24 protein-coding genes are annotated in these 23,185 nt (G+C 56.5%); 9 read left to right on the top strand and 15 right to left on the bottom strand.

Annotation, left to right across the window (positions count from 1 at the left end):
• Positions 1 to 276: 276 nt before the first annotated feature.
• The 3 genes from JZX88_RS06295 to JZX88_RS06285 are packed head-to-tail and all read left to right on the top strand — an operon-like array spanning position 277 to position 3,388.
• Positions 277 to 2,577: an FdhF/YdeP family oxidoreductase gene (locus JZX88_RS06295; protein ID WP_206912998.1), complete on the top strand. Its 2,301-nt coding sequence runs from the start codon at positions 277 to 279 to the stop codon at positions 2,575 to 2,577.
• Positions 2,577 to 2,876: a hypothetical protein gene (locus tag JZX88_RS06290; RefSeq protein WP_065115630.1), complete on the top strand. Its 300-nt coding sequence runs from the start codon at positions 2,577 to 2,579 to the stop codon at positions 2,874 to 2,876. Before JZX88_RS06295 ends, JZX88_RS06290 begins: the two co-directional genes overlap by 1 nt.
• A gap of 17 nt (positions 2,877 to 2,893) precedes the next feature.
• The gene (locus JZX88_RS06285; RefSeq protein ID WP_206912996.1) at positions 2,894 to 3,388 is read left to right on the top strand and encodes a peptide deformylase; all 495 of its coding nucleotides are present in this window, start codon (positions 2,894 to 2,896) and stop codon (positions 3,386 to 3,388) included.
• Between the two features lie 3 nt (positions 3,389 to 3,391).
• Here the strand turns inward: JZX88_RS06285 and JZX88_RS06280 are convergent, their stop codons facing one another.
• Positions 3,392 to 3,817, bottom strand: coding sequence for an OsmC family protein (locus JZX88_RS06280; RefSeq protein WP_206912995.1), 426 nt, complete (start codon positions 3,815 to 3,817; stop codon positions 3,392 to 3,394).
• A 111-nt stretch (positions 3,818 to 3,928) separates the two neighbouring features.
• Here JZX88_RS06280 and JZX88_RS06275 point away from each other — a divergent pair, with 111 nt between their 5' ends.
• A complete protein-coding gene (locus JZX88_RS06275; RefSeq protein ID WP_206912993.1) occupies positions 3,929 to 4,096 on the top strand; it encodes a Thivi_2564 family membrane protein in 168 nt (55 codons plus the stop codon).
• A 73-nt stretch (positions 4,097 to 4,169) separates the two neighbouring features.
• On the opposite strand, the gene JZX88_RS06270 is transcribed toward JZX88_RS06275, so the two are convergent.
• Together JZX88_RS06270 and JZX88_RS06265 are read right to left on the bottom strand one after the other, a co-directional pair.
• On the bottom strand, positions 4,170 to 4,595 hold the full coding sequence (locus tag JZX88_RS06270; protein ID WP_110760447.1) for a PAS domain-containing protein: 426 nt from the start codon (positions 4,593 to 4,595) through the stop codon (positions 4,170 to 4,172).
• Positions 4,595 to 5,095, bottom strand: coding sequence for a hypothetical protein (locus JZX88_RS06265; protein ID WP_206912992.1), 501 nt, complete (start codon positions 5,093 to 5,095; stop codon positions 4,595 to 4,597). Before JZX88_RS06265 ends, JZX88_RS06270 begins: the two co-directional genes overlap by 1 nt.
• 383 nt (positions 5,096 to 5,478) lie before the next feature.
• On the opposite strand from JZX88_RS06265, the gene JZX88_RS06260 reads away from it, so the two are divergent.
• Complete coding sequence (locus JZX88_RS06260) at positions 5,479 to 5,847, top strand: hypothetical protein (protein WP_206912991.1); 369 nt, start codon at positions 5,479 to 5,481, stop codon at positions 5,845 to 5,847.
• A 137-nt stretch (positions 5,848 to 5,984) separates the two neighbouring features.
• Here the strand turns inward: JZX88_RS06260 and JZX88_RS06255 are convergent, their stop codons facing one another.
• From JZX88_RS06255 to JZX88_RS06245, 3 genes are all read right to left on the bottom strand, one after another.
• On the bottom strand, positions 5,985 to 6,518 hold the full coding sequence (locus JZX88_RS06255) for a hypothetical protein (RefSeq protein ID WP_246753442.1): 534 nt from the start codon (positions 6,516 to 6,518) through the stop codon (positions 5,985 to 5,987).
• 767 nt (positions 6,519 to 7,285) lie between these two features.
• Positions 7,286 to 7,540 carry a hypothetical protein gene (locus JZX88_RS06250; RefSeq protein WP_206912990.1) on the bottom strand — a complete coding sequence of 85 codons (255 nt, stop codon included), beginning with the start codon at positions 7,538 to 7,540 and terminating at the stop codon, positions 7,286 to 7,288.
• Entirely contained in the window at positions 7,540 to 8,358 is an 819-nt protein-coding gene (locus tag JZX88_RS06245; protein ID WP_206912989.1) for a glycoside hydrolase family 108 protein, read from the bottom strand. The genes JZX88_RS06250 and JZX88_RS06245 overlap by 1 nt, the downstream gene beginning before the upstream one ends.
• 80 nt (positions 8,359 to 8,438) lie before the next feature.
• Here JZX88_RS06245 and JZX88_RS06240 point away from each other — a divergent pair, with 80 nt between their 5' ends.
• Together JZX88_RS06240 and JZX88_RS26365 are read left to right on the top strand one after the other, a co-directional pair.
• Positions 8,439 to 8,786 (top strand): DUF982 domain-containing protein, encoded by a 348-nt coding sequence (locus JZX88_RS06240; protein WP_206912988.1) that lies wholly within the window; start codon positions 8,439 to 8,441, stop codon positions 8,784 to 8,786.
• A gap of 148 nt (positions 8,787 to 8,934) precedes the next feature.
• Entirely contained in the window at positions 8,935 to 9,642 is a 708-nt protein-coding gene (locus JZX88_RS26365) for a CatB-related O-acetyltransferase (RefSeq protein WP_206912987.1), read from the top strand.
• Between the two features lie 2 nt (positions 9,643 to 9,644).
• Here JZX88_RS26365 and JZX88_RS06230 read toward each other — a convergent pair whose 3' ends face one another.
• Both JZX88_RS06230 and JZX88_RS06225 read right to left on the bottom strand, forming a co-directional pair.
• The gene (locus JZX88_RS06230) at positions 9,645 to 10,634 is read right to left on the bottom strand and encodes a glycosyltransferase (protein WP_206912985.1); all 990 of its coding nucleotides are present in this window, start codon (positions 10,632 to 10,634) and stop codon (positions 9,645 to 9,647) included.
• Positions 10,635 to 11,004: 370 nt separating this feature from the next.
• A complete protein-coding gene (locus JZX88_RS06225) occupies positions 11,005 to 12,021 on the bottom strand; it encodes a hypothetical protein (protein WP_206912983.1) in 1,017 nt (338 codons plus the stop codon).
• Between the two features lie 2 nt (positions 12,022 to 12,023).
• Here JZX88_RS06225 and JZX88_RS06220 point away from each other — a divergent pair, with 2 nt between their 5' ends.
• A complete protein-coding gene (locus JZX88_RS06220; RefSeq protein ID WP_206912981.1) occupies positions 12,024 to 12,569 on the top strand; it encodes a hypothetical protein in 546 nt (181 codons plus the stop codon).
• A 9-nt stretch (positions 12,570 to 12,578) separates the two neighbouring features.
• On the opposite strand, the gene JZX88_RS06215 is transcribed toward JZX88_RS06220, so the two are convergent.
• Together JZX88_RS06215 and JZX88_RS06210 are read right to left on the bottom strand one after the other, a co-directional pair.
• Positions 12,579 to 12,776: a hypothetical protein gene (locus tag JZX88_RS06215; RefSeq protein ID WP_206912979.1), complete on the bottom strand. Its 198-nt coding sequence runs from the start codon at positions 12,774 to 12,776 to the stop codon at positions 12,579 to 12,581.
• Positions 12,777 to 12,801: 25 nt separating this feature from the next.
• Complete coding sequence (locus JZX88_RS06210) at positions 12,802 to 15,063, bottom strand: right-handed parallel beta-helix repeat-containing protein (RefSeq protein WP_206912977.1); 2,262 nt, start codon at positions 15,061 to 15,063, stop codon at positions 12,802 to 12,804.
• 93 nt (positions 15,064 to 15,156) lie between these two features.
• Between JZX88_RS06210 and JZX88_RS06205 the strand changes: the two genes are divergently transcribed.
• Positions 15,157 to 15,438: a hypothetical protein gene (locus tag JZX88_RS06205; RefSeq protein ID WP_206912975.1), complete on the top strand. Its 282-nt coding sequence runs from the start codon at positions 15,157 to 15,159 to the stop codon at positions 15,436 to 15,438.
• Here JZX88_RS06205 and JZX88_RS06200 read toward each other — a convergent pair.
• The 5 genes from JZX88_RS06200 to JZX88_RS06180 are packed head-to-tail and all read right to left on the bottom strand — an operon-like array spanning position 15,395 to position 23,184.
• On the bottom strand, positions 15,395 to 17,980 hold the full coding sequence (locus JZX88_RS06200; RefSeq protein ID WP_206912973.1) for a hypothetical protein: 2,586 nt from the start codon (positions 17,978 to 17,980) through the stop codon (positions 15,395 to 15,397). The genes JZX88_RS06205 and JZX88_RS06200 overlap by 44 nt on opposite strands.
• Complete coding sequence (locus JZX88_RS06195) at positions 17,980 to 19,689, bottom strand: hypothetical protein (RefSeq protein ID WP_206912972.1); 1,710 nt, start codon at positions 19,687 to 19,689, stop codon at positions 17,980 to 17,982. The genes JZX88_RS06200 and JZX88_RS06195 overlap by 1 nt, the downstream gene beginning before the upstream one ends.
• Before the next feature lie 38 nt (positions 19,690 to 19,727).
• Positions 19,728 to 22,364 (bottom strand): hypothetical protein, encoded by a 2,637-nt coding sequence (locus JZX88_RS06190; protein ID WP_206912971.1) that lies wholly within the window; start codon positions 22,362 to 22,364, stop codon positions 19,728 to 19,730.
• Positions 22,365 to 22,829, bottom strand: coding sequence for a hypothetical protein (locus JZX88_RS06185; RefSeq protein ID WP_206912970.1), 465 nt, complete (start codon positions 22,827 to 22,829; stop codon positions 22,365 to 22,367). It lies immediately after the preceding gene.
• The gene (locus JZX88_RS06180; protein WP_206912969.1) at positions 22,816 to 23,184 is read right to left on the bottom strand and encodes a hypothetical protein; all 369 of its coding nucleotides are present in this window, start codon (positions 23,182 to 23,184) and stop codon (positions 22,816 to 22,818) included. Before JZX88_RS06180 ends, JZX88_RS06185 begins: the two co-directional genes overlap by 14 nt.
• Position 23,185: the final 1 nt, after the last annotated feature.

Below are 23,185 nucleotides of genomic sequence, written 5' to 3'. Positions count from 1 at the left end.
ATTCCATTCGTCATTCCTCTTCAGCGCGAATCCGACACCGCCGTGACTGGCTCCCGGAGATGAATAGCCAATCTCTGCGGCCTATTTTACGACAACGTCCGCAACCTCCGAGCCGTTCCCAAATTCGCAGATGGCGCCGACATTGCGGTTTTATCGCAATGCACAACAAAGGCGTTGACATAAAGCGCACATCGGCGCTTGTGAATATGACTTTGACAAACGGCAAGCCGCCTCCCATCTCAGCGTCAGGCAGGCAAATTCCGGGAAACCAGAAAAATGAGCAAGACGGACTTCATAGGCAAGGCATCCACCGCAGCCGGCGGCTGGGGCGCGCTTAAAAGTGTGGGCAAACGGCTCATGGAATCGGGCGCGCCGATTTCCGGCGCCCGCGTCCTGCTGAAGACCAACCAGCCGGACGGCTTCGACTGCCCGGGCTGCGCCTGGGGCGACCCCGAACACGGCTCCTCCTTCGAATTCTGCGAAAACGGCGTCAAGGCTGTCGCCTGGGAAGCGACGGAGGCCCGCGTGCCGCCGGACTTTTTCGCCACCCGCACGGTCTCCGAACTGCGCGGCTGGTCCGACTACGATCTGGAAAAACAGGGCCGCCTCACCCATCCGATGCGTTATGACAGGACGAGCGACAAATATCTGCCGGTCTCCTGGGACGAGGCCTTTGCCGAGATCGGTCGCATCCTCAACAGCCTCGACAGCCCGGACCGGGCGGAATTCTACACTTCCGGCCGCGCCTCCAACGAGGCCGCCTTCATCTATCAATTGATGGTGCGGCTTTATGGCACCAACAATTTTCCCGACTGTTCCAACATGTGCCATGAGGCAAGCGGTGTTGGCCTGCAGGCGTCGATCGGCGTCGGCAAAGGCACGGTACTGCTCGAGGATTTCGAAAAGACGGACGCCATCTTCGTGATCGGCCAAAATCCCGGCACCAATCATCCCCGCATGTTGGGTGACCTGCGCCGGGCCGCCCTTCGCGGCGCCCGCATCGCCGTCCTCAACCCCATCCGGGAAAAGGGGCTGGAGCGCTTCGCCGACCCGCAGGACAAGATCGAGATGATCACCGGCGGCAGCACCCGCATCGCCACCAATTATTACCAGCCTCGCCAGGGCGGCGACATGGCGGCCGTGCGCGGCATGAGCAAGGCGGTCTTCGCGGCCGATGATGCCGCGCGGGCCGCGGGCGAACCCGCCATCATCGATTACGACTTCATTGCCGAACATGCGGCGGAATTCGAGGCCTATCGCGCCGCTGTCGATGCGACGAGCTGGGAAACAATCCTCGATCAGTCGGGCCTCACCCGTGCCGACATCGAGGAGGCCGCCCGCATCTACATGAATGCCGGCTCCGTCATCGCCACATGGGCCATGGGCGTCACCCAGCACCGCCACTCGGTCATCATCGTGCGCGAGATCACCAATTTCATGCTGCTGCGCGGCAATATCGGCCGTCCCGGCGCCGGCCTTTGCCCGGTGCGCGGCCATTCCAACGTTCAGGGCGACCGCACCGTCGGCATCGATGAAAAAGCGCCGCCGGCACTTCTCGACGCGCTGGAAAAGGAACTCGGCGTTTCCATGCCACGCAGGCGCGGCCATAATACGGTGGAAGCGGTGACCGCCATGCTGGACGGCAAGGCTCAGACCTTTATCGCGCTCGGCGGCAATTTCATGCGGGCGACGCCTGACAGCCCGCTGATCATCAAGGCTTTCGAAAAGCAGAAGCTCACCGTCAACATCGCTACCAAGCTCAATCATTCCCATCTGGTGCCGGGCGAAACCTCCTTCATACTGCCCTGTCTCGGACGAACGGAAATCGACCTGAATTCGGCCGGCAGGGCGCAGATCGTCACCGTCGAGGATTCCATGAGCATGGTGCATGGTTCGGGCGGCATCAACCCGCCCGCTTCGGACGAACTGCGCTCGGAAGTCGCCATCATCGCGGGCATAGCCGAAGCGACGCTGGGCAACGCCACCGTGAACTGGAAGGCGCTCGCCGATGACTACGATCTCATCCGCGACATGATCGAGCGGGTCATTCCGGGCTTCGACAATTTCAACGAGCGTGTCCGCGTGCCGCGCGGTTTTCACCTGCGCAATGCAGCGGCGGAGCGGCAATGGAACACGGCGGCGAAAAAGGCGACCTTCTATAGCGGCCCGTTGCCCGAACAGACCGAACACCAGCAGGCGCTGCTGCGTGACGATCTGTTCGTGCTGCAGACCTTCCGCAGCCATGATCAGTACAACACCACCATCTACGGCATGGATGACCGCTATCGCGGCGTCTATGGCGAACGCCAGGTCATCTTCATGAACCCGAAGGACATGGAAACGCTCGGTGCCCACTCGCGCCAGCGTGTCGATGTCATCGGCGAATATGGTGACGGCCTGGAGCGCGTCGCGGAAAATTTCCGGCTGGTACCCTACAATATCCCGCAGGGCAGCATCGGCGGTTATTACCCGGAACTGAACGTGCTGGTGCCGCTGTCGAGCTATGGCGAAGGCAGCTTCACACCGACATCGAAATCAGTGCTGGTTTCCGTCCGCCTGCGCCCGGATGCTTCCTGATGGATGAGGAACAGTCTGCTGCCGCCTTCATGGCGGCGGTGGAACAGATCCGGCAAGCGACATCGCAGGAACTGACGGCCACGGGCGCCGCGATCCTTCTGGCGATTCATCTGGATATAGCCACCGACAGCCGCAGCATCGCCAACCGGCTGGGGCTTGCACATGCCCTCGTTCTGCGCGAAATCGCTGCCCTGTCGCCCCGCTATGTGCGGGTGACAAAACGCGACGCCCGCACCCAGCGCAGCTTTCTGGAGGCAACGGCGGAAGGACAGGCACTCGCCGCCACCTGCCGGATTTGAAACGAACGGAGCATTCCTTGGCAATCAGGCCGATCCTTCCCTACCCCCATGCCGGCCTTTCCGATATCTGCGCGCCGGTCACGGTTTTTGACACGCAACTGCAGTCTCTGGTGACCGACCTCATAGACACCATGCGCGCGGCGCCGGGCGTCGGCATTACCGCTGCCCATATCGGCGTGCAACAACGCGTTTTTGTGCTGGAACTCACACCGGGAACCGTCCTGACCTACGTCAATCCTGAAATCATCAGCCAATCCGCCCCGACCATGCGGCATGTGGAGGGCAGCGTCTCCATGCCGGGCTTCACGGAAGAGGTGGAACGTCCGTCCAGGGTCGAGGTGAGGTTTCACGATGTATCCGGCGCGGAGCACCGGCAGACCGCCGAAGGGTTCCATGCCGTCTGTATCCAGCACGAGATCGACCAGCTGGACGGCATCTTCTGGCTTAAACGCCTCTCCAGGCTGAAACGCGACCGGCTGGTGAAAAAATGGGAGAGATCCCGCAAACCCTGATGCTCAGCCGGCGATCGACAGGATGAATTCCGCGTCACCCTTCAGCGTGTTGCTGACGGTGCATATATTCTCGGCGGCATGGACAATTGCATCGCGGGTCGGCCCGTCGAAATCCCCCTCAATCGCGATGCGGATATCGAAGCGGACAATACGCGGTGGTTCCTCTTCCGCCTTTTCGCCGGAAACATGCACCGTGACCTTTTCGAACCGGTCGAGAACTCCCATGCGGCTCGCTGCTATCCGGGCGCTCAGCGCCAGACAGGCGGCGAGAGATGAATAGAGAAGATCAAGCGGGTTGAAACCCGGCTCCGAAGCCGCCGTCACCACGGTGAGTGCGCCACCGGTCGCGGTGACGATCTCGGGATGGCCGAGACGGCCAAGCGTAACCGCAGCACCCGTCGGCCGCTTCTTGACCCTGAACTGATTCACATCCCGCCTCGTATCTCGATTCCAGCCGATGGAACCAAAACTAGCCTCGCGCTTTTACTCACGCAACGGTGAACGACCGTTGAAGATTGATTAAAAAGGGAGCTGGGACATATGGCTACATCTACGCTCGTCAGCATTCTGATCACCTTCCTGGTGATTGTGCTCGTCTTGTGGCTCATCGCACGACTGCCCGTGGGCGGCGGCGCGAAACAGATCGCCCAGGTGATCGTCATCATCATCGGCATCATTTCGCTGCTGAAATATCTCGCGGTCTTCTGATGTCCCGGTGACACGCGAACGGAAAAAGGCGGCGAAAGCCGCCTCTTTTTATAATATGTCCAGAGCCTGGTCCCTATTGGCGCGGCTCGAACTGATAGGGCTTCTTCAGGGTTATATCGCGAACGCTGCCAATACCGAGAAACGGCGTATTGTCCGCATCAAAGATCGCCCTGCCCTTCGCCACGATCCAGCGCACCGAACCGTCCGGCAGGTTGACCTTGTAACGCTGGTCGAAGAACACACCGGTGGTGATGCTGTCAAAAATGGCCTGCGCCACCCGGTCGCGCATTTCAACGTCGATTTTTTCAAGAACCGCTTCGATCGTCACACCACGCGATGCCACCGGCTCGGAAAATCCATGGCATTCAGCGGTAACCGCATCCATGATCAGCCTGTTGTCGGAAATGCTCCACATATAATAACCGAGCGCTTTGTCTGAATCCGTCTTGTCCCCCAGCACGAAAACCCCCGGACATTTTTTCCTGACAAAAGCTAACATCAGACCTCTAATATTCCACCCCTCGTTTTTGCAGGGTAGACCACCCGGCTACCGCAGCGTGCATCGATATCCACCGAAATTTCCTGATGCTCAAATTCCGTTATCGGTCTGGAAGCAACGATAAATTCCGAAAAGACGTCGCAAAACAGCCATCCGGCACCTACATGACTTGCGATACCATTTCGAAGGAGCTCAATATGCTGCGAACCGCCCTTACTTTTGGACTGCTGACCGCAACCGTCGTTCTGGCAGGATGCCAGACCTGGGAAAGCCCATATCGCGGAAGCGGATGGCGGATGGATCAGGTCATGGATGGCGACCCGTATCGCGTTGGTGATGGAAACCATCAGGAAAACGGTACCGCTTCGAATATTATTCGACGCTAGGCCTGGAAAGGCTCGATGCGGACGGCGGCAAGCCCATAATTTGCCGCTGTCAAATTGCAGCGCTCCGGCAGAAAGATAAAAGGCGGGGCACCGTCGAAAGTGCGAATAATTCACGCCAGTGGGATTTTCCGTTTCACGGAATTCAAGGCTAACCAATTGCCTGAAAAAGAAAAAACCCGCCGAAGCGGGTTTCTTTGGTGCGGTCGAGAAGACTAGTAAAAACAGCCTAAGTATATGATTTCATTATATGTAAATGGTCCAATGTGGACGCGTTACAGGCATTAGAAAACAACTGGTTAGAGAATGGTGGTCCAACATTTTGATGGGGGTTCCTCAACCTCTTTGAGCCATCCACAGCCACACTTATCCACGCATTTTAGCCATTGTGGATAAGCCGTTGACTCCCTCCCCGCCTATCCCATAATCAGCACCAGCGCGGGGCGGCGCGCATCAAGACATCAAGGGAAACCGAAACTCTGTCACAGGAGGGAAAGCCCGTGCGCGATGATGAGACATACCAGCCGAAGCTAAAGTGGGAATTGATGTGGCCCGATCACGTTTGCCCACATACCGGCGGCGCGGTACAGATGTATTGCGCCAAGATAGACGGCATACAGGCCGCTGCGATCAGAAGAGAAATGGCTGGGCGGGATAAGGGCATGTGGGCGTGGTCTGGATGCGATGCCGTCCCCTTTAATCGACTGAGCGACGGTCGCCTCGACCGGGGCATGGAGAAGACCGCGCGGCTTGCCGTTCAACAAGCGGAAGAATACTTCTTCGCGCTGATGGCTTCTCCGCTCCGCCCGAAATGCCGTGTGACGATCAATAACGAATGGGACCCAGATAATGAGCGACCAGACCAATAAGGCCGGAGACGGCGTCCACGAGAATCACTGGTGCGAACATCCCGGCTGTACGAAGTGGGGAGGCTGGGGCTTTAGCCGATCAAAAGCTGAAAAGCCGAATTGGTGGTGCCCAGAACATTACCCTCACCGCGACAAGTTCAGGGCCTCTGGCCTTTCTCCATCCTTTGGAGAATCACCTTGATCTCACGCAGGTCACCGGACTGTTGCGATAGCTGCGTCTGGATGTCTTTGACGGTGGATGCCATACCGCTAACCGCTTGCTCGCTGCTCGTCATTCGATAATCGAGATTGTCAGTCTTGCCAGAAATGCGGCGAACATCCGCCTCAAGGTTCTTAAACCGCTCGTCGGCTCTTGCCTCAATGGTTTTCACCTCTACCAGCCGATCTTTGTGAAGCTGCTCGTGATTGGCCCGCCATCCTTGAAGCTCTTCGATGTCTCGGCTTTTATCAACCCAGATAACAATCCCCCCAACGACCATCCCACCGAGCGTGACAAGCTGGATGAGGGTATTGAGATTCCACTCTAGTTTCGGAGCGCGACTTATCTGCATGTTCGTGTTCTCCGCCATCCCGTAAGCCTGCCCCCGCCTTTCAATGCCATCATTTGCGACACGCAGCGTCAGCCGCGCACTGCCTGTTATTTGAGTTGATTGCCGGTCCTGCCGTCTCATCTTGCGATGCCAGGCGCGCCGCCTGCGGGTCCGAGAACCGGACGAACTGATATCCGGATCCGTTAGTCGCCTCCGTTGACTTGCAACCCGCTAACCCTACAATTGTCGTAAAAGAGAACAGGACGACACAGGCAAATGTCAGAGCGATATGTGGATATGACCGGCGTGCGATACGGGGCTTTAAAAGGCCTCCGTGTCGACAGGGAAAGAACACGTGCAGGACGGACATACTGGATATTCCTTTGCGATTGCGGGAGAGAAGTATCGATATCCCGCGATAAGGTGATATCGAAGAGTAGCCCCAAGACATCGTGTGGCTGCCTTTCAACTAATATCGGTAGATTTTCGAAAACTCATGGGATGAGCTTTACCCCGGAATATCGAGCTTGGAGGCGCATCTTGAATTATTGCCTCAACCCAAAAACGGAACATTTTGCGCATTATGGTGGCCGAGGTATTGGCGTTCACCAATCGTGGGTCAACGACTTCGAAGCGTTCTTCGCGCACATCGGCCCAAGGCCCACCGACAATCACACTGTTGACCGCATAGACGTTAATAAAGGTTATGAGCCTGGAAACGTTCGATGGGCCACGCACACCACCCAAATGCGAAATATGCGTAGATCAATTCGCGTCACCATCAACGGTGAGGAGAAATCTCTTCCTGAGTGGTGCGAGATTTTCGGCCATACGAAATCGACCGTCTACGCCAGAATATACAAGAAGGGGATGCCTCCGGAAGACGCATTGAGAATGCCTAGATTGCGCTAATCGCAGGCACTGTCTGGCAGGCTACTATCGCGCATGAAGACGAGGCAACGGCCACGATCCGTAAGATTGCGGAAAGACGCATTGTTTTTCTCCAGGTTGGTGATGCGGTAGAGCGCTTCCTTGGCGGCCTCGATCTGGGCAGCAGACCTGCCCTCGCGCTTGCCGATCTGAAATGACGCGATGGAAAGAAGGGTGACGCTAGCAATGGCCACCGCAGCGATCTTGATCCAGTTCGGAATAAGCGCCCACATCAGGCTGCCCTCACGCGCTTGACCAGATAAATGAAGCCGAGGATGCCCCCGCCAATCATCAGCGCGGCAAGCGCCCATTGAACCGGGCCGGATCCCGCGAAGATGGCGCCGGCGGCCGAAAGAAACCCGCCGAGCGGTCCCCATGCTTCAGGCTTCTTGATGACCTCGATGATGCCTGTGTCACGAACATCGGCTTTCGCCTGACCTTCTTCCGGGACCTTGACCTCTTTGACCATGTCAGCGCTGAGCGTAGCCAGACGGAGAGCGTTGCCGACGACGCCGAGTTGATCGGCCCACTGGCCTTTCGGGTCCTTGCCAGTGACACGGATCGTCCAGCCGCGACCATTGACAGGGAAGCCGGTCTTGGCGTTCGTGAGGCTACGCAGATAGGTCATGCGCTCGTCACAATAGTCGCGGATGAGCTTTGAGACGCCACCGTGATAGGCTTTGGCGGCCGCCACGGTCTGCTCTCCGACAACACCATCTTCTCGCACACCAAGGACGCGCTGAAGGCGGCGCACTGCGGTTGCCGGACCAGAATTCACGCCGAAATCGAACGCTGCATAATCGAGGCCCTTCGGCAGCAGGTCGCCGCCGCTCTGCACCCAATACGACCGGCGATAGATTTCGGTCGCCTCCTCCCGTGTCATCGCTTTGACCTGTTCGGCCGTGACGGAAGCAACGCCGCGATGCGCTGCGAGGGTCTTATGGGTAATGCCGTATTTGGTCGGGCCGCCCCGATCCGTCTTTGCATTCACGTAGCCGCCCTCGTGACCAAACATAAGGTCGAGAGCGACGGGGAGCGTTTCCCGAGCCATTCGTCTTCTCCTGATTGTTGAAACAAGCCACACACAAGCGCGCGGCATTAATGCTGCCCCGTGATAAACGGAGGGCAGAAATGAAGTCTGGATCGTGGGACAACACCGTTACGATCGAGCTGGGCGGCAGAAGCAAGACCTACGCGCGCATCTCCACAACGCGCGGGGCCGCGTCATATCTTATTGATCAATGGCCTGGGTCTCGCGACTTTGCCTACAAAGAAGCGATCATCTCCTGTACGCAGGCGCTCAAAGGAGAGGTGAATGATGAAGCCGCTTTCAACAGTTTCGTCCAAGCAGCGCTAGTATCCGGCTTGAAATATACGAGCGCGCCCAGCCATGCACCCAACGAGTTTGAACGCGATATTGCAAGAGCCTTGACGCAGTCGATGTTGAACGATCTGCGCAATCCTCCCCAAAAAGTTTGAGCGTTCCTGTCAACAATAGCGGCCTCTTTAATTGATCTCCCCCGGATCGCCAGAGAAGGGTTTGACAATTAACCCTGTATCCCGGTCGCCTTTGACTGTCGGGCTAAAAGCCATCACAACAATTCGTAGACTAAAACGAGAGGGGCAGATGGTCAGCTTACACGAACGTGAAATTCCGATGCACATGGCAAGAGGGCGCCTAGACATCGAAAGGCCTGCGGCCTTGAATCTTGCGACCTTTAGAGGTAACCGCAACAGCATCGGCGCGTTCTCATACGCGAACGTCGAGACCATAATTTATAATACCAACATAGGGCGATTTTGCTCTATCGCACACAAGGTCATGATCGCACCGAACGATCATCCTGTAGATTGGCTCAGTACCCACACTTTTGTCTTCAATGATCGCGGAACGCTGGGGTGGTCATCGGACTACATGGACATAATGTCCAACGAGCGGTTTGAGTTTAACGACCAAATGACAAACATCGGTAACGATGTTTGGATTGGCTATGGCGCCTTTATTCGCAGAGGCGTGACGATAGGCGATGGGGCGATCATTGCCGCTCATTCAACTGTGGTCAAAGACGTAGAGCCTTACAGCATTGTTGGCGGAACGCCCGCCAAGGTAATAAAGATGCGCTTCAGCGACGAAATCATTGAGAGGCTAAAGGCTTTGAAGTGGTGGGACTACAAGCTTGAAAAGAAAATTATAGGGAGTTTAAAATACTCAAACGTAGAAGAAAGCATCGAAAAAATTGAAGAAGCGATCAATGCGGGAAGACTTAACAAATTGAATCCCGAACGCGTTACACTGATCGATGGAGAGCCTCAAGACCCTCCATCAAAAGGGTAACTTTAAAACGACTGAACCACTGAATTCAGTCTAGCAAAATGACTTACCCACAACCACGGCTCAAACTGCGACGCCGTTTCCTCCATCTCTTCGGCGCTATCCGTGTAGCTTTTGAGCAGCATAGCATGCAATTCAGCCTCGTTGTTGAACTCAAAGAAGTTTGCCTTGCCCCTAGTTACCTCCCGATGGGCTTTCACATCGCTGCATATCACAGGAGTACCTAGGGTTAGACTTTCCGCGAGAGGCATCCCCCAACCCTCAACCTCTGCGGCCGTAAGGTAGGCTCTAGATCGCATTAGCGCTGTGGTGACATCCTCGTCGCTAGCTCCGTGCACCATCTCAACGTTCAAGGAAGAGTCGATTTCTTCCTTGAGCTTTTCCAAATTAGACCCATTCAACCAACCGCTCGCGCCAAATATCGTGAGCTTTTCCCCCTTCACAAGATCAGGATAATTTTTGCAAAATGAAATCCACGAGGTCACGAGCCAGAGGTAGTTCTTGCGTGGCTCTACCGTGCCGATAGAAACAAATCCGGTTCGCTCACCTGAATGAGACGGAACGGTTGTTGATGCCTCCGACCCAATCTCAAGCACGGCATCGACTTTCCTCTTGTAAAGACGCTCAGTCTCATCCGCGGTAAAGTGAGAGTTCGCAAAGACAATATCCGAGAATTTCACAACATTGCGCATCCTCACCTCATGTTTTTGTTTCGTACCATCCACAAAAAGATGAGGGTGAGTGACAGGAAGGACGTCATGAATGTAGATTGCCGTCTTCCAATTGGGGTTCTTTTTGAGGTTCCCTAGCAAGCGAGCTTTTTCTAGCCCCGTGTGTCCAACGTTAAGATAAATGTTGTTTAACGAGACAGGTGAAAATAGCACCTTTGCGGAAGGTTTATGATCGGACGTTAACGCTTTCTTGAATAGGGAAGGCGCTGCCGCAACTGCAATAGCAGAAATCCCCGCAGGCACCATGGGGGCCTTCTTCGCCATATAAGCGCTCTCAGAGCGAGTGATCTTTAGCCTTGCGCTAAAACGCTTGCCCTCCAGAGACCTAAAAAACTTATCGAGGTTATTAACCGGTCGAGGAACTCTGACTTGCTTCCTCCATCGCTTCACTCGCTCGTCAAGTTCTTGATCGTGATCTCCCCCTTGCGACCACCGTTTATCAAGATGTCCTACGACTTGCTCAGTCAGCCACCGGGGCGCTAAAGCAAGGCAATCGCCAATCTGTACAACGAAGTGCCCACCATCGGCTAAAACATGCTTTGCATACTCAAGCTCGACTCTGTCGATCCCTGTTGGCGAAGGCGCGGCTGACCGAGAAAGAATTCTCGTTACATCCAGGTGAATCCTCATACCATCAACCCCACGACAAGCCCGATGCCATTCTAAAAGGCGCCGGGGATAATGGATAATACGGTTCTGGAACACCATCGCCGTTCAAGATAAAGTTCCAAATTTCAGCCTCGTAAAGATTTGCTGGCATCATAGAATACGATCCAAGCCCTCCGTCAGTGCCAATCTGAGGGAAATCTTCTGGTGGGTGAAACACGGTAGGCCGCCCACCGAAATACGTCGCTTCGTGGCACACACTCGAAGAAAGCGCGCAGACTCTGAGACCCTCGACGCTAAGCAGATCGTAAGAAGCAGTCTTTGTTTCCTTCGCGCCAAGTTTCGACAGCGACGAAGCCAACTCTTTCCTAATGGGTTCGTGAGGATGCGACTTGAAGTAAATGTTCTTTGGCTTTTCTTTTTCTAGATAGCTTTCCAAGGCGTCAACAATATAGGAATCGTCTAGCATCTCTCCATTTCGGATGCGCGATGAATCGAATGCCGTCTGCGCAAAAAATACGACGCCAAAATCTGGATCTAATCGTTTCTGATATCGCCGCGCAGCTCGCGCTTTGTGCATGAAGGCACTTGTATCGACGTACTTCTTGGGAGGGGCCAATGAAACTAATCTATTGTGTATCTCAGCATTGTTAGTCCCTGCGCTGAGATGGTAATCAGGCAGGAAACGTATCGGGTGAGTTCGCAGGTCAATGTAGGTCTTACCAAGATCCGTCAGAAGCCTACGTTGCGCTCTCGATAACTCGTACCCGATGACAACGTCTGATGAGCAATTTTCCATGAAAAAGTCGATTGCCGCCGGGAAGCTTTCAATACGGTCGTATAAGTAGGCCCATGAGAACTGGTTCACAGCCATATTCATGACAGAGAATGTCGATTTCGATCTTCTGAATTTATCGAGAAGGTCAATTTCACCACTAACCACTCCCGATGGGCTCAAATAGTTATAGAGCCACGATATATTTCGACCGAGGATGCCATTGTCGCCGTCTATGTTTCTGAACCAGTCAAAGTTTAACGATACCATCAGTGAAGGCGCCTCTAAAAAACTACACTCTAGGCGCTTTACAAATTACGCAATCTTTGCGCAAGGTCATCTTCGGTCAGCACACGTCAGGAATGCATTTCTCTTCGGATGGCATCGACTGTGTCGCACTGAAGGAAGGCGCTTTGGAAATGCAAAAGACGAAGTCCATCATCACCCGGCGTGGAGTTGCACCGTCGATCCACCGGTGGATTTACGCTAACGGCTGGCATGCAGCGGCGGCCTTTGGCTTGGTAGCATGCATTGCCTTTCCGTTCTCCCCGCTCCCCTCCGCGTGTCTTTTCTTTCTCGCGGTCGGGTTGGCGGCGCTCAGCGTTGGTGTGGGCTTTCTTGAGCAGCTTATTGCCGCGATTGAGGAAGATTCAGATAGAGATGAAAGGCTGGCAGCGTATCGGGTAGGCGACGCCCTTGAGGAAGACGACGAAAGCGAAGATGACCTCGACCAGATGCTGGAAAAATGGAACCGAGATCACATGCCTATTGCTGAAAACGGCATGCGCGATAGTGACGATTTGAGTGGCTGGCACTAAAATTGGAATTTACTCATTATAATCATCGTAAATGCTGATCCTATCTCTATAGAGGATAACTCCATTGACACCAGCGTCTTCTACAATCAACATCAATTCTTCTAGTGTTTCTATTTCTATGAACGTTTGTTCACCTTCTAACAGGAGAGTCATTCCATCAGGGACTGTAACGGGGCTGCGCGATACGCACTCTATTTCAAATTTCATTTCCAAAACTCCTATGATCGTAAATTTAAGGCTGTGTACCCACTACAACCCAGCCCGTATTCCCGGTACCACTTTCTTTCACGTAAAGCCTGCCGGTTGCGCTCGTATTGATATGCAAGGATCCGGTCGGTGCGGCAACGATGCCCTCTGGAGATGCCGCGCTAAATGTAAGCGTAGGACCATTGTTGAATTTGAACGCAGAAGCTCTCCATTCGAGCTGAGTAACGGTAGAGCCGCTCCGCGTGACAATCTCGAAATTTGTGCCCGATCCGGCATCATTTACAGCCTGCCTGCTCATTGAGTTCGCGCCAACTACCGTTCGCCATTTCTTTTGATCGGCCGGGGCACTGGATCGTGTCATGTCAATCTGGACGTTACCGGAACCCTGCAAATCAAACGACTCATTCAGCATCGAGATATTGCCAATGATTGAGGCGTCTTTCGCAAGGACCGTTCCCGCCCATGACGATACCAGCGCATAGTTGCCGATGACAGAACGGCGCGTGTTGTTGACTAAATTGAAAAGCACATCGGCCCCGCCATTCTGAGCCGTAACGGTGTCATTGATGACCAACCCGGTACAGTTATCGAGGCCAAAACCGATGCTATTGCCGACACCAACGAAGTTGCCCAGCGCAACGGACAGACCGCAAGCGACCAAGCCATATGCGGTCTTGGTGCCCGAATAGACACCACCGCTTTCGTCAGGCTGCACGGTATTGTGCGATAGTTTCAAGTCGCTGACATTCGCCGCATAGATACCGAACCAGTTGTGCGTTGCGCCCTTCCATCCCGCGCTATGGCGACGTATCGTGTTGTCAACCAACTCGATACTGTCAGGTCCATCCAGATAGATGCCATAACGCTGAGCATTGAAGTTATTGCGCTGCACCTTGGGTTCGTTCAACAACAGCGAACCTGTGACGAAATAAAGCCCATCGTATGCGCCGATGATGTCGTTATCGGACATCGTGAGGAACGCGCGATCCTCGACGCGAATACCCTGCCAAATCGGGCCGATGTTGTTGTCATGGATGCGCGCCGAAAGAATGGCCGAGTTTGCATCGAGCAGAATGCCAACATCTTCGAACTGCCCTGCCGGATCGACCTTGATGTCGAACGCACCCTGAATGTTATTCCAGAGGAAAAGTGCACCGTTGCAGTCCCCAACGTGAAACCACGCTGCTGCGCTATAATCCCAGGCGAAGGAGTATTTCTCAGTGATACGATTTGCTCCGTGGCAGTAATTCCCACGAAATTCATAGGTCACATAGTAGGTGAAATACTGACTGCTATCCACCGGTGTCGCGATAAATCTTCCGACATTTTCTCCCTCAACAATAAACTCCATGCCGACCGCGCCGCCGACAACGCCGACCTCCGACACAACCTGCATGTTGAACACATTTAGGCCGCTCATGTTCTTGGCTACGATTTTCGGCTTTCCATGCCCGACGAGCTTGATGACCTCTCCGCCCATGGTGCCAGTGACAAGGCGATATTCCTCGCCATAAAAATGCAACTCGCGCTTTCCTTGTGCGACCGCACATAGCCACGCCGCTTGAATTGCAGCAGTGTCGTCATGTCCCGAGCCTCCGATCACATAATCAGCCTTTGACCCAAACATACGGTCGTTGACCTGGCTTTCAGCAATCTCCCACCACGCCCCATCCGCAGTCTGAAACTTACCTGCATGCACAGGCTCGTCATCCACCTTGACATAGAGCGCACCGCCACCATCGCCAGCTGCATAATATCCGTTGACGCGGATAGCATTGATGCCGATCGGGATTTCCAGAGACGGCATGCCGACAACGGTTGCGTAGATCGGCACATTGCCCTGCGATACCGCATCACTGGCGTAACCGGCGGCGATATCGCGCGCAGCTTCAGCCTCTCTTACAGCTTCGGCCAAAGCTGCAGCGTTCACCGAACCAGCAGAAAGATTGAAATAGATCGAGTCTATTCCGATTCGAACGGGGTTTTCGCTTGAAACCTCCATTTCTGCCGGGCCGGAATCTCCTTCGACAACCCAGACACGTGTACCTTTGACAAGGTCGCGCGTTTTGTTGAAATCGGGAGAACGCTTCCATGGGCCGATATCCACGATGTAAATCCCGTTATCGACATCGCTTGTCTGATTTGTCAGAAGAACTCGGTCGCCAGCCTCCGTCTGAACCCCATCGACAATTTGCAACCCAGACATGGAGACGTTAACTGCCGACGCCACTCGGCACGGTCCCTTATACGCCGTTGCCGAGGACAGGCCAGCAGTCCGGTCGATCATGATAGAAGGCATCTTGGTTCCTCAAAAAGAAAAAGGCCCCTCAGGTGGAGGAGCCTTGCTTGCCGTTGGCGGGTTCGTGTATGTTTGCCGCGCATGAGCAAAGACACGGCCGAGTTTCTCAAATTTTCTGCTGCCATCCTGATCCCGGCACTCGTTGCCGGAAGTGTTTTTGACGCCCGTTGGACAAAAGATTCAGAATGGCTGGTCGCCTGCCTGTGGCTGGCTTCAACGCTGTTTGCGGTTGGCTATGTGGCTGATGGCCTCAAAGGCGCAAAGGCCCTCATTTCGTCCACGCTGGTGATGTGGATCGCCGCCATTGTCTGCGGCTCGTTCATAGCGTGGATGGCAATAGCGAGCGCTGCCCGTAGTCTTTGATCCTGTTCCGCTGCATCCGGTTGGTGTAGCCGGGGCTTGCCCAATTTCTCAGCGAGTTCAGAAACAACACATCCAGCGCTGGCCGCGCATAGGCCAGATTGATGAACGGCGTATTCTGAAGCGCAAGGTTCAAAACATCACCAGCCATCTTCGGGCGCTCGCCTTTCTCCAAGGCTGTCCTGGCTTTCAGCGGCACATTGACGATATCGCTCAGCGTTCCGATGAACGGGCCAGAGAACGTTTCCAGCGCGCCAGATCCAAAACGGTTGGCCTCCCCGAAGAGGAAATCCCCATAGATACCGAGCGCTCCGCCCTGCGTCAGCGCAGCGGTTATGACCTTCGGGTCCATCGGATCACGCGGCGGCCAATAGCCCTTGGCCAGATCCTTCATCGTCATGGCCATGTAACCGGCAACCGTCAGGCCACCGATAAGCGCCCCAAGGTGCGGCGCATTGTTCATGATGCGCTCGTACTTTGTCGCCCCTCGCCCGCCGAACAGTGCACGGCCAAGGATTCGCTGGGAAAAGGCGATCGGGAAACCCTTGAACTGCATGACGAAGCGCGCGGCCTCGCCAGCGAATGTCCCCGGCCGTGTGCCGAGCGTCGAGACACGACGGCTGGCAGCATCGGTTTCAACGATGGCATAGTTGGTCTCATCGGCCACGAAGCGCAGCGCATGAAGCTCAAGGTCGTTCTTTGCCTGTTCGATGATTTCGGCACGACGCTCCGGTGTCTTGGCACCTGCCAGCCGATCAGCCACCAAAGGCTCCACAGCGGCGTCAGGAAGCGCGCGGATAGCGTCTGGCGTGATATAGGCGTTGCCGTTCACTTCGCGCCGTGTCGCCTGCCGTAGGGCTTCCCACTGCCTTTCGCCGATACCGTGCAGGCCAAGCACATGCGAATAGTTCGCTGGCAGATCCTTGAAGGACGTGTTGGCACGCATGCCCATCTCGGCCGCAACCGTTCGCCCCACGACTGAACGGCCAACGTCAGTCCACCAGTTCAGACCATTCCACTTGAAGAACTTTTCCGTCAGCTTGGACATCTTGCCGACGGGGCCGTCATTGGCCAAGCCGTGAGAGAGAACGTCACCGATCAGGCTGTCGAACCCCTCCCCGAACAGATAGGAGATTTCCGCCTGTTCCGCCTTCGGGCGGCCTTTCATGATCCCGCCGACCTGATCGACCATGCCTTTCCAGAAACCGGAGCCGCGGAACATGGCGGCCTGCGCCGCACCAACAACGTCCGTCGGCATGGCCGTCAGCACAGCGCCGCCCAGCTTTGCCATGCTTTGCACTGCGCGGATGTCATTGCTGATCTTGGCAGCATTGACGTTGCCGGGGCGAGATATGGCGCCAGACATGACATCGAAAGCGCTGCGCAACGGCCCAGCGTCGGCATTCAGCTTCTGGATGGCCTTCACCTTGTCCTCGGGGGAAAGGCCGGGATCATTCCGAATCTTGCGGCGCTCGCTCTCAACGAGGCTATTGAACATGACTTCCGGGTTCGGGCCGAACATATCCATCTGCGCGGCCATGCTTGCCGCCCTGCGCTGATGAGCCATGATGCCATAGATCGAATTGCCGTAGCCGAATGCATCCCGGTAGGCGATAGCGCTCTCCGCATCCTTGAAATGCAGCACGCGTGTCTTTCCAAGCGACTTGGCGAGATTGGCCGGATTGACCCGTTGGCCTTTCTCCTTGGCCGTCGCCTTGTTGGGAACACCGGTGATGATGGTGTCATAGATATCGCTAAGGATGTCAGACACTTCCTTTCCGGTCACCGCATCAGGGAACGTACGGCTGAGATCGAGCAATGGCGAAACCTGATCAATCCACGCCTCCTTGCCTGCCCGCATCATCTTCATGTCGTCATGAACCTGAGCACCAGCCCAGCCATCAAGCTTGCCGATCGATGCGCCGAGGCGATTGAGGTCTGTGCGACTTGCCTCAACATGCTTGGCGAAGACGCCAGCCAGGTATTTGGCGTCATCGTTGCCCGTTACTCCCGGCTTGCCACCTTCGCGAAGCTCTCCCATTTCTCGGAAGACGTCATCCGAAAGACGCTGATCCGCGAGGACGTTGACGAGATGCGGCCGGTCCTTCTGGATTTCAGACATCATGGCGCCGACGTAGCGCGCCTCGTACCCAAGCCTGCGGGCGTGCACAGAGTCCCGAGCACCAGCGATGCCCTGCTGTGATCCTTCCATGACCGCCAGAAGCGAGTCCCTTGGCGAAAGACCGGCCTTCTTGAATGCATCAAGCGTTTGCTCAAGGCGATCTCGGGCAAGGATGTTCAGCGCCGTGCGCTTCTTCTGCAAAGCAGCGGCGATGCGCGTGCGCTCTGCTGCCTGATCGGCAATGACCTTCATGCGATCGGCAACGTTATCCGTCACGCCAGCATCCTTGAGGCGCGCCTTTTCCTCTGTCGCCTGCCGGAAAGCAGCCGCGAGGTCTCGGTCGCTCAGTTCCGCGCCTGCAGCCTTGGCCGCATTGGCAGCCGCCGCATAGCAGGAGGATCGGACGAAGTCGTTATCAGCCATCAGATTACACAGCTCGCAAAGGATTTCAGCGCTTCACTATAGGCGTTCGCCGTTTTGATTGTCTCGTCCGCGTCCGAAAGCGCGGCGATGTCTTCTTCGGTCAAACGACCTTCGGCCCGAAGCTGTTCGATGTCGGCCATCTCCGGAAACTCTCCCGTCTCCGGGTTCACCCGATACTGTTCAGCCAGCGCTTTCGAGCCTTCAGGCTTGCCAACACGCTTGGCCGCGTCCGCGACGAACGGGTCAACGGGAGCCTCGGGCACGCGCGTGTCGATTGTCGCCGCAGGGCGCTTCTGTGGCACGCCTACGGCCTGCACGGGCTCTGTGACAGCGGAAGGCATCCCATTCGCTTCCACGGGCCTCTGTGTTGGCGGCTCGCTAAAGCGCGTCTGCCAGTACTGATCCCGAGCGGAGTTGAAGAGTTGGTCGACACGCTGTTTCAACTGAGCTCGCTCGGCAGCTACCGGCTCCTGAACGGATCGGCGCTGGGCAAGCTGTTGATCAATCGCTTCGATCTCCTGCACCTTGGCATCGTCTATCGTTGCGAGATGGTCGCGAAGCTCCTGCCGGATTTCGTCACGCCGTTTCGTGGCAGACGCGATATCCTTTTCATTTGGAGCCCTCTGGATCGCCTCCTCGGCCTTCTGCAGTCTGGCGGCAATCTCGCCCGCCTTGATCATTGCGCCGCGCGTCGGCCCGTAAGCCTCATTGTCAAGAGACTGGCTTTGCAGCCGGCGAATTTCGGCGTCGTTGATATCGAACGTCCGATTCAGCGTCTCAAGGCGGGAATGCGCCTCGGGGTCTGCCTCCCGAGCCATCCTGGAGATCACCACCTTGGGAAGCTCACGATCAGCCGCCTTGGCGACAAAGTCTGTGCTGGCCTGAGCAAGATTGACCTCGCCATCCCGGATCATGCCATCCAGTGCATCGTTCAAAGCGACACGGGACGCCTGAACATTGTCCAGCGTTGCCAGCTTCGCCTCGGCGTCAGCGCGGAGTTCGGCAGGTGTGGCCCGCCCGAAGCGCCCAGAGATAGCCCCGAAAGCACCGCCGATCAGCGCGGCCATAGCGATCTGAGAAACCGTTGACTGCCATGAGACATCGTCGCCAAGCTGGCCACGCGTTGAAGCTGTTGCCAGCCCAGCCAGCGCCGTGTTCGCCGCTGCATCGCCGGCCGACACCAATGCCCGACCGCCGACACGGCCAAAGCGCGCCACATTGGCGGCAGTGACCTCGGCCCCGAAGATCGGGATATAGTTGATCGGGTCGATAGCCTGTCCAGCCAGATTGCCGAAGAATGCCGTTACCGGCCGCTTCTGCCCATAGAACTGGCGAACCTTCCTTACGTCATCCTGTTCAGCCAACGCAGAAGCCCGTTCAGCGGTCATTCCCGGTGTCCATGGCACATCAGACCGGTAGGCAGGAGACTGCTTGTACTGGTCTTCCGTGATGGTTGCTGAGCCATCGTATGATGTGCCGAGCGCGCGCCGGAGCAACACGGCCGGGTCGATCGCCCGGTTGATAGACTGCAAGGTTTCCGACACAGGGCCATCAGCCTGAGGCGGAGCGGCTTCAGGCGTGGAGAAATTACGGATCCCCGTGCCAAAGCCGAAGCTTTCCAGAACCCCGCCCTTGGCCTGATCCCAAAAGGTCGAGCCAAGAGACATGGGTTGATCGAGAGAGCGCGCTACAAAGTCGCTGTCTGTCATCACGCTTCCACGCGGGCCGGGAATGAAGCTGAATCCCATTATTGTCCATTCTCCAGACTATTCAGCAACGGTGCGAGTGTTCCATACGTCTCCGCATCAATGTCCTGCTGAGACTTTGGCGTGTTCTGTGGGGTCGGCGCGAAGTCAGGGGCACTGCGCGCAGGTGCCGATTTGCTCATATCGAGGATCGTCTGGAGTGGGATAGACAGCGGTGTCACACCATCCGCACCCGGAATGAACACTCCGGTGTACGGGTCGCGTAGACCAATCCCGTTGCCCGTCGAAACGAAGACGCCCGTTTCAAGGATATCGTCCACACTGTTCAGCGTGGTGGTGTCGAGGATTGCCTTACCGCCATCAGGAACCGCCGCCTTTGATCCATCAAGGATGCGCTGACGCTGAAGCTCCAAGGCGGCCTTGAACGAGGTCTTGGCCGAATTGAGCCCATTGTAGAGCGCATCATCGTCGGTATCGCTTGGTACCGGCAGATTGGCATTTACGCCCCAGGTACCGTCATAGACCTTCACGTCACCGAACAGATCCTTGGACGCGCCAGAGACTGCCGTTTCCAAATCCTGCCCCTGCGAGATACGGAGTTGGACGGCCTTCTTCATCAGTTCGCCGCCGCGCTGTGCCCTCTCAAGGCTGGCGGCATCGCCATAGGCCACACCATAGGAGGCATCACCAACGGCTCCAGGTGCCCAAACGGATGAATAGAGCGCGCCATCAATGTTCTCCGGGGTTACTCCGTTTGGCTTCGGTAGCTTGCCGGTATCGGTCAAAGCCGCTTGCAAGAGCCGGTTCGCCGCGCCGCTGTCGCCACGCGCAGCCGCCTCAATTGCACCCTCGGTCATTGCTGGTAGACCAGCGTCAACCAACTGATTGAACACCGCCTGACGTTGGCCCTGATCCGCTGTCGAGAAGATCAGGGAACTGACGGCACCAAGCCTCTGGTCGTCCGTCGCATCGGGGTTCTTGAACGATGTCACCGCCTGGTCAGCGATGGCCTTGGGCAAGAGCCTCATGTCGCGGATGCCAAGCTGCTGCTGTGCTGCTGCGGTCGCGTTCATGGCGGCCTGATAGTTGCCAGTCTCCGACGCCGTGGTCCACGCTTGGGCGACGGCCGGGAAAGCCTGCTGCGTGTAGGTCGCCGGATCAGACTTGCGCGCCGTCAGTGTCGCTGTTGCTGCCTTGGAGAGTGCATCATACCGGGCGTCTTGAAGCGCAGCGTCATTCCCGCTGGACGTCGGCTTTGCCTCGTTGACCATCGACTGGATGTCATCTGCAGACATGGTGCGGAAGTTGAAGGCCTGCTGCCCAACATCCATGGCGGTCTGAAACTTGTCATAGCGCTCGCTGCCATCCTGAGGCCCATAGGCAGCCATGAACTGGTCGCGTGTTGGAACACTGCCGTCATACGTCCCCGTGTTCTGGAGGGCCAGAGGAGCGTTCTGTACAACGGTTTCGATATTGCCCCGCTGCTCGACCGCGATCTCCCTGCGGCGCGTCTCAGCCTGATTGTAGACGACTTGCTGCTCTTCCGGCGACAGGTTCTTGAAATAGGCTGGGGCTTCCGATCCCATTTTCCGGTTGGCCCATGCTCGCACGTCGCTTGCGGCCATACCCTTGAGGAAGGGATTAGCGTTCACCACGTCCTGACCCACGATGCTGGCCACAGACATGCCGGGGTCTGCCTTGATGACTTGCGAAGCGCCACGCGGCCCAAGAAAATGTGCGAGGTAGATATCGCCGTCTGTCGGCTGCACACCCTGATTTCGCAAAAACTGCGCGTTGTCATTGGCCAAGTGTGCGGTCATCTCGCGCGACAGTGCCTTGTCATTGCGCAGCGCCAAGACCTCCGCCGTTGTCCTGCCGTTGAAGAGGTCGGGCCTATGAGATTTAGCCGTAGCCAGCCATGTAGAATCGATGAACTGCCCTGCGCCAGTTGCCGAAGAGTTCGGGTTCTTGGCGGTGGCATTGCCGCCGCTCTCAACGCCAATGATGCGGTCGACAACATTACCGGGGCGAAACTGATCCGGGTTCCGGTCAGCTTCCAGCTTTGCACGGCTAAAATCCGCGCCTTTGACGAACTTGTCACGGCGCGCGGCACCTTGGTCAGGTGTCAAAAGGCCACTCTTCTCACCGGTAGCAATAGCGCCATCGATGTCAGCGCGAGCCTTGGCCTTGGCCTCTTCGGAACTGTTGGGGTCCACGTAGATGCGGCGGTTGGTTTCGAGCGCATCATCAAAGGCAACCGTTTCGGCCTGCTTGCCCAGAGTTCGGGCTTTGTCGCCAATGGCGTCGTTCACACGGGCCGCATCCGTCTGGGCGCCAATCTTCCAGCGCTCGCGCATTTCGGGATCACGGATGAGGTTAGCAGCATTGTCGACCACGCCGCCAGTGCGAGCAGGAGCACGCTTGCCAAAGGTCGAATAGTCGCCGTCCTGAGAAAACTCGTTCTCGGTGTCGATGAAGCCTTTTGCCTTGGCTGCTTCCGCGCGCGCAACGTCAACCGTGTTCTGCTGGCGCTTGATATCGTCGGCCATGACAGACAGGGAGTTGCCCAGGCTCTGAAGGCCACGGCCAAGCCCGGACGTGTTGTATTCCGCGATTGTGCGCCCAGAGCGGCCAGACGGCTGCTGGCTCAGGTCGTATTTTGATGGAAGCTTGGCCAATCAACCAAATCCTTTAAGCTTGGCAAACCCACTTGCACCTTGACCAAACGCGCTTAACTGGCTGCCGAGGAAGGATGCGCGGCCGGATGCCCTACGCCCCTTGGCGCTATCCATGAGACCTGCAGCCCTCTGCTGCCCGCCATAAATGGCAGTTCCGGCGTTCAATTCGCCCTGCCCTGCTGTATCGGCCATGAGCTTGACGATGGTTGGAGCATCTGCCCCTGCACCGCCGCCAGAAGACGCAGCAAGAGCCTGTTGGCGGGAAAGCGCATACGCCGCTTCCTCCCGCTTCTGCTGCGCTTCTCGGGTTGATGCCGCTAGCTCTTCGTTGGCCTTCATCTCCTCTTGTTTGGCGATGAAATCCTGATTGCGCTTCTCAGCCGCTCCAGCAGCAAGTGTTCCGGCCGCGCTCGCTGCCGTGCCAGCAGCCCCAAGGATGCCGAAGATTGTTTCAAGTCCGGACATGCCGCCACACCTCAATGCCATCTTCAATGGCGAATAATCGGAAACCCAAAACCGTCAGGAGCTTTTTGGACGTGCTGTATTCGACATCACGGGGGCTGAAGACCTCAGTCTCCCCGAGTTGCCATGCCTTGGCCAACAGCGCCTTGGTGCGGCGCATGACCGTTATGGCGTACTGTGGTTTGCCGTGAGGCAGGCGAAGCCACATCCAGCACCGCCCGCCGCCCCATGCGAGGCCGTACGAGCCGACAATCTCGCCATCATCGATCCCGATATAGGCGACTGCCGGGATATCGATCGTGATGCCCTCTATGGCCTGCACAGAGGATGGATCGACCTGAACGATTTCCAGCGCCATG

This window comes from Agrobacterium sp. OT33 (assembly GCF_017313365.1).
Classification (GTDB): Bacteria; Pseudomonadota; Alphaproteobacteria; order Rhizobiales; family Rhizobiaceae; genus Agrobacterium; species Agrobacterium rhizogenes_A.
The sequence above is the reverse complement of the archived record's forward strand: the minus strand, read 5'-3'. Positions and strand labels throughout refer to the sequence as shown.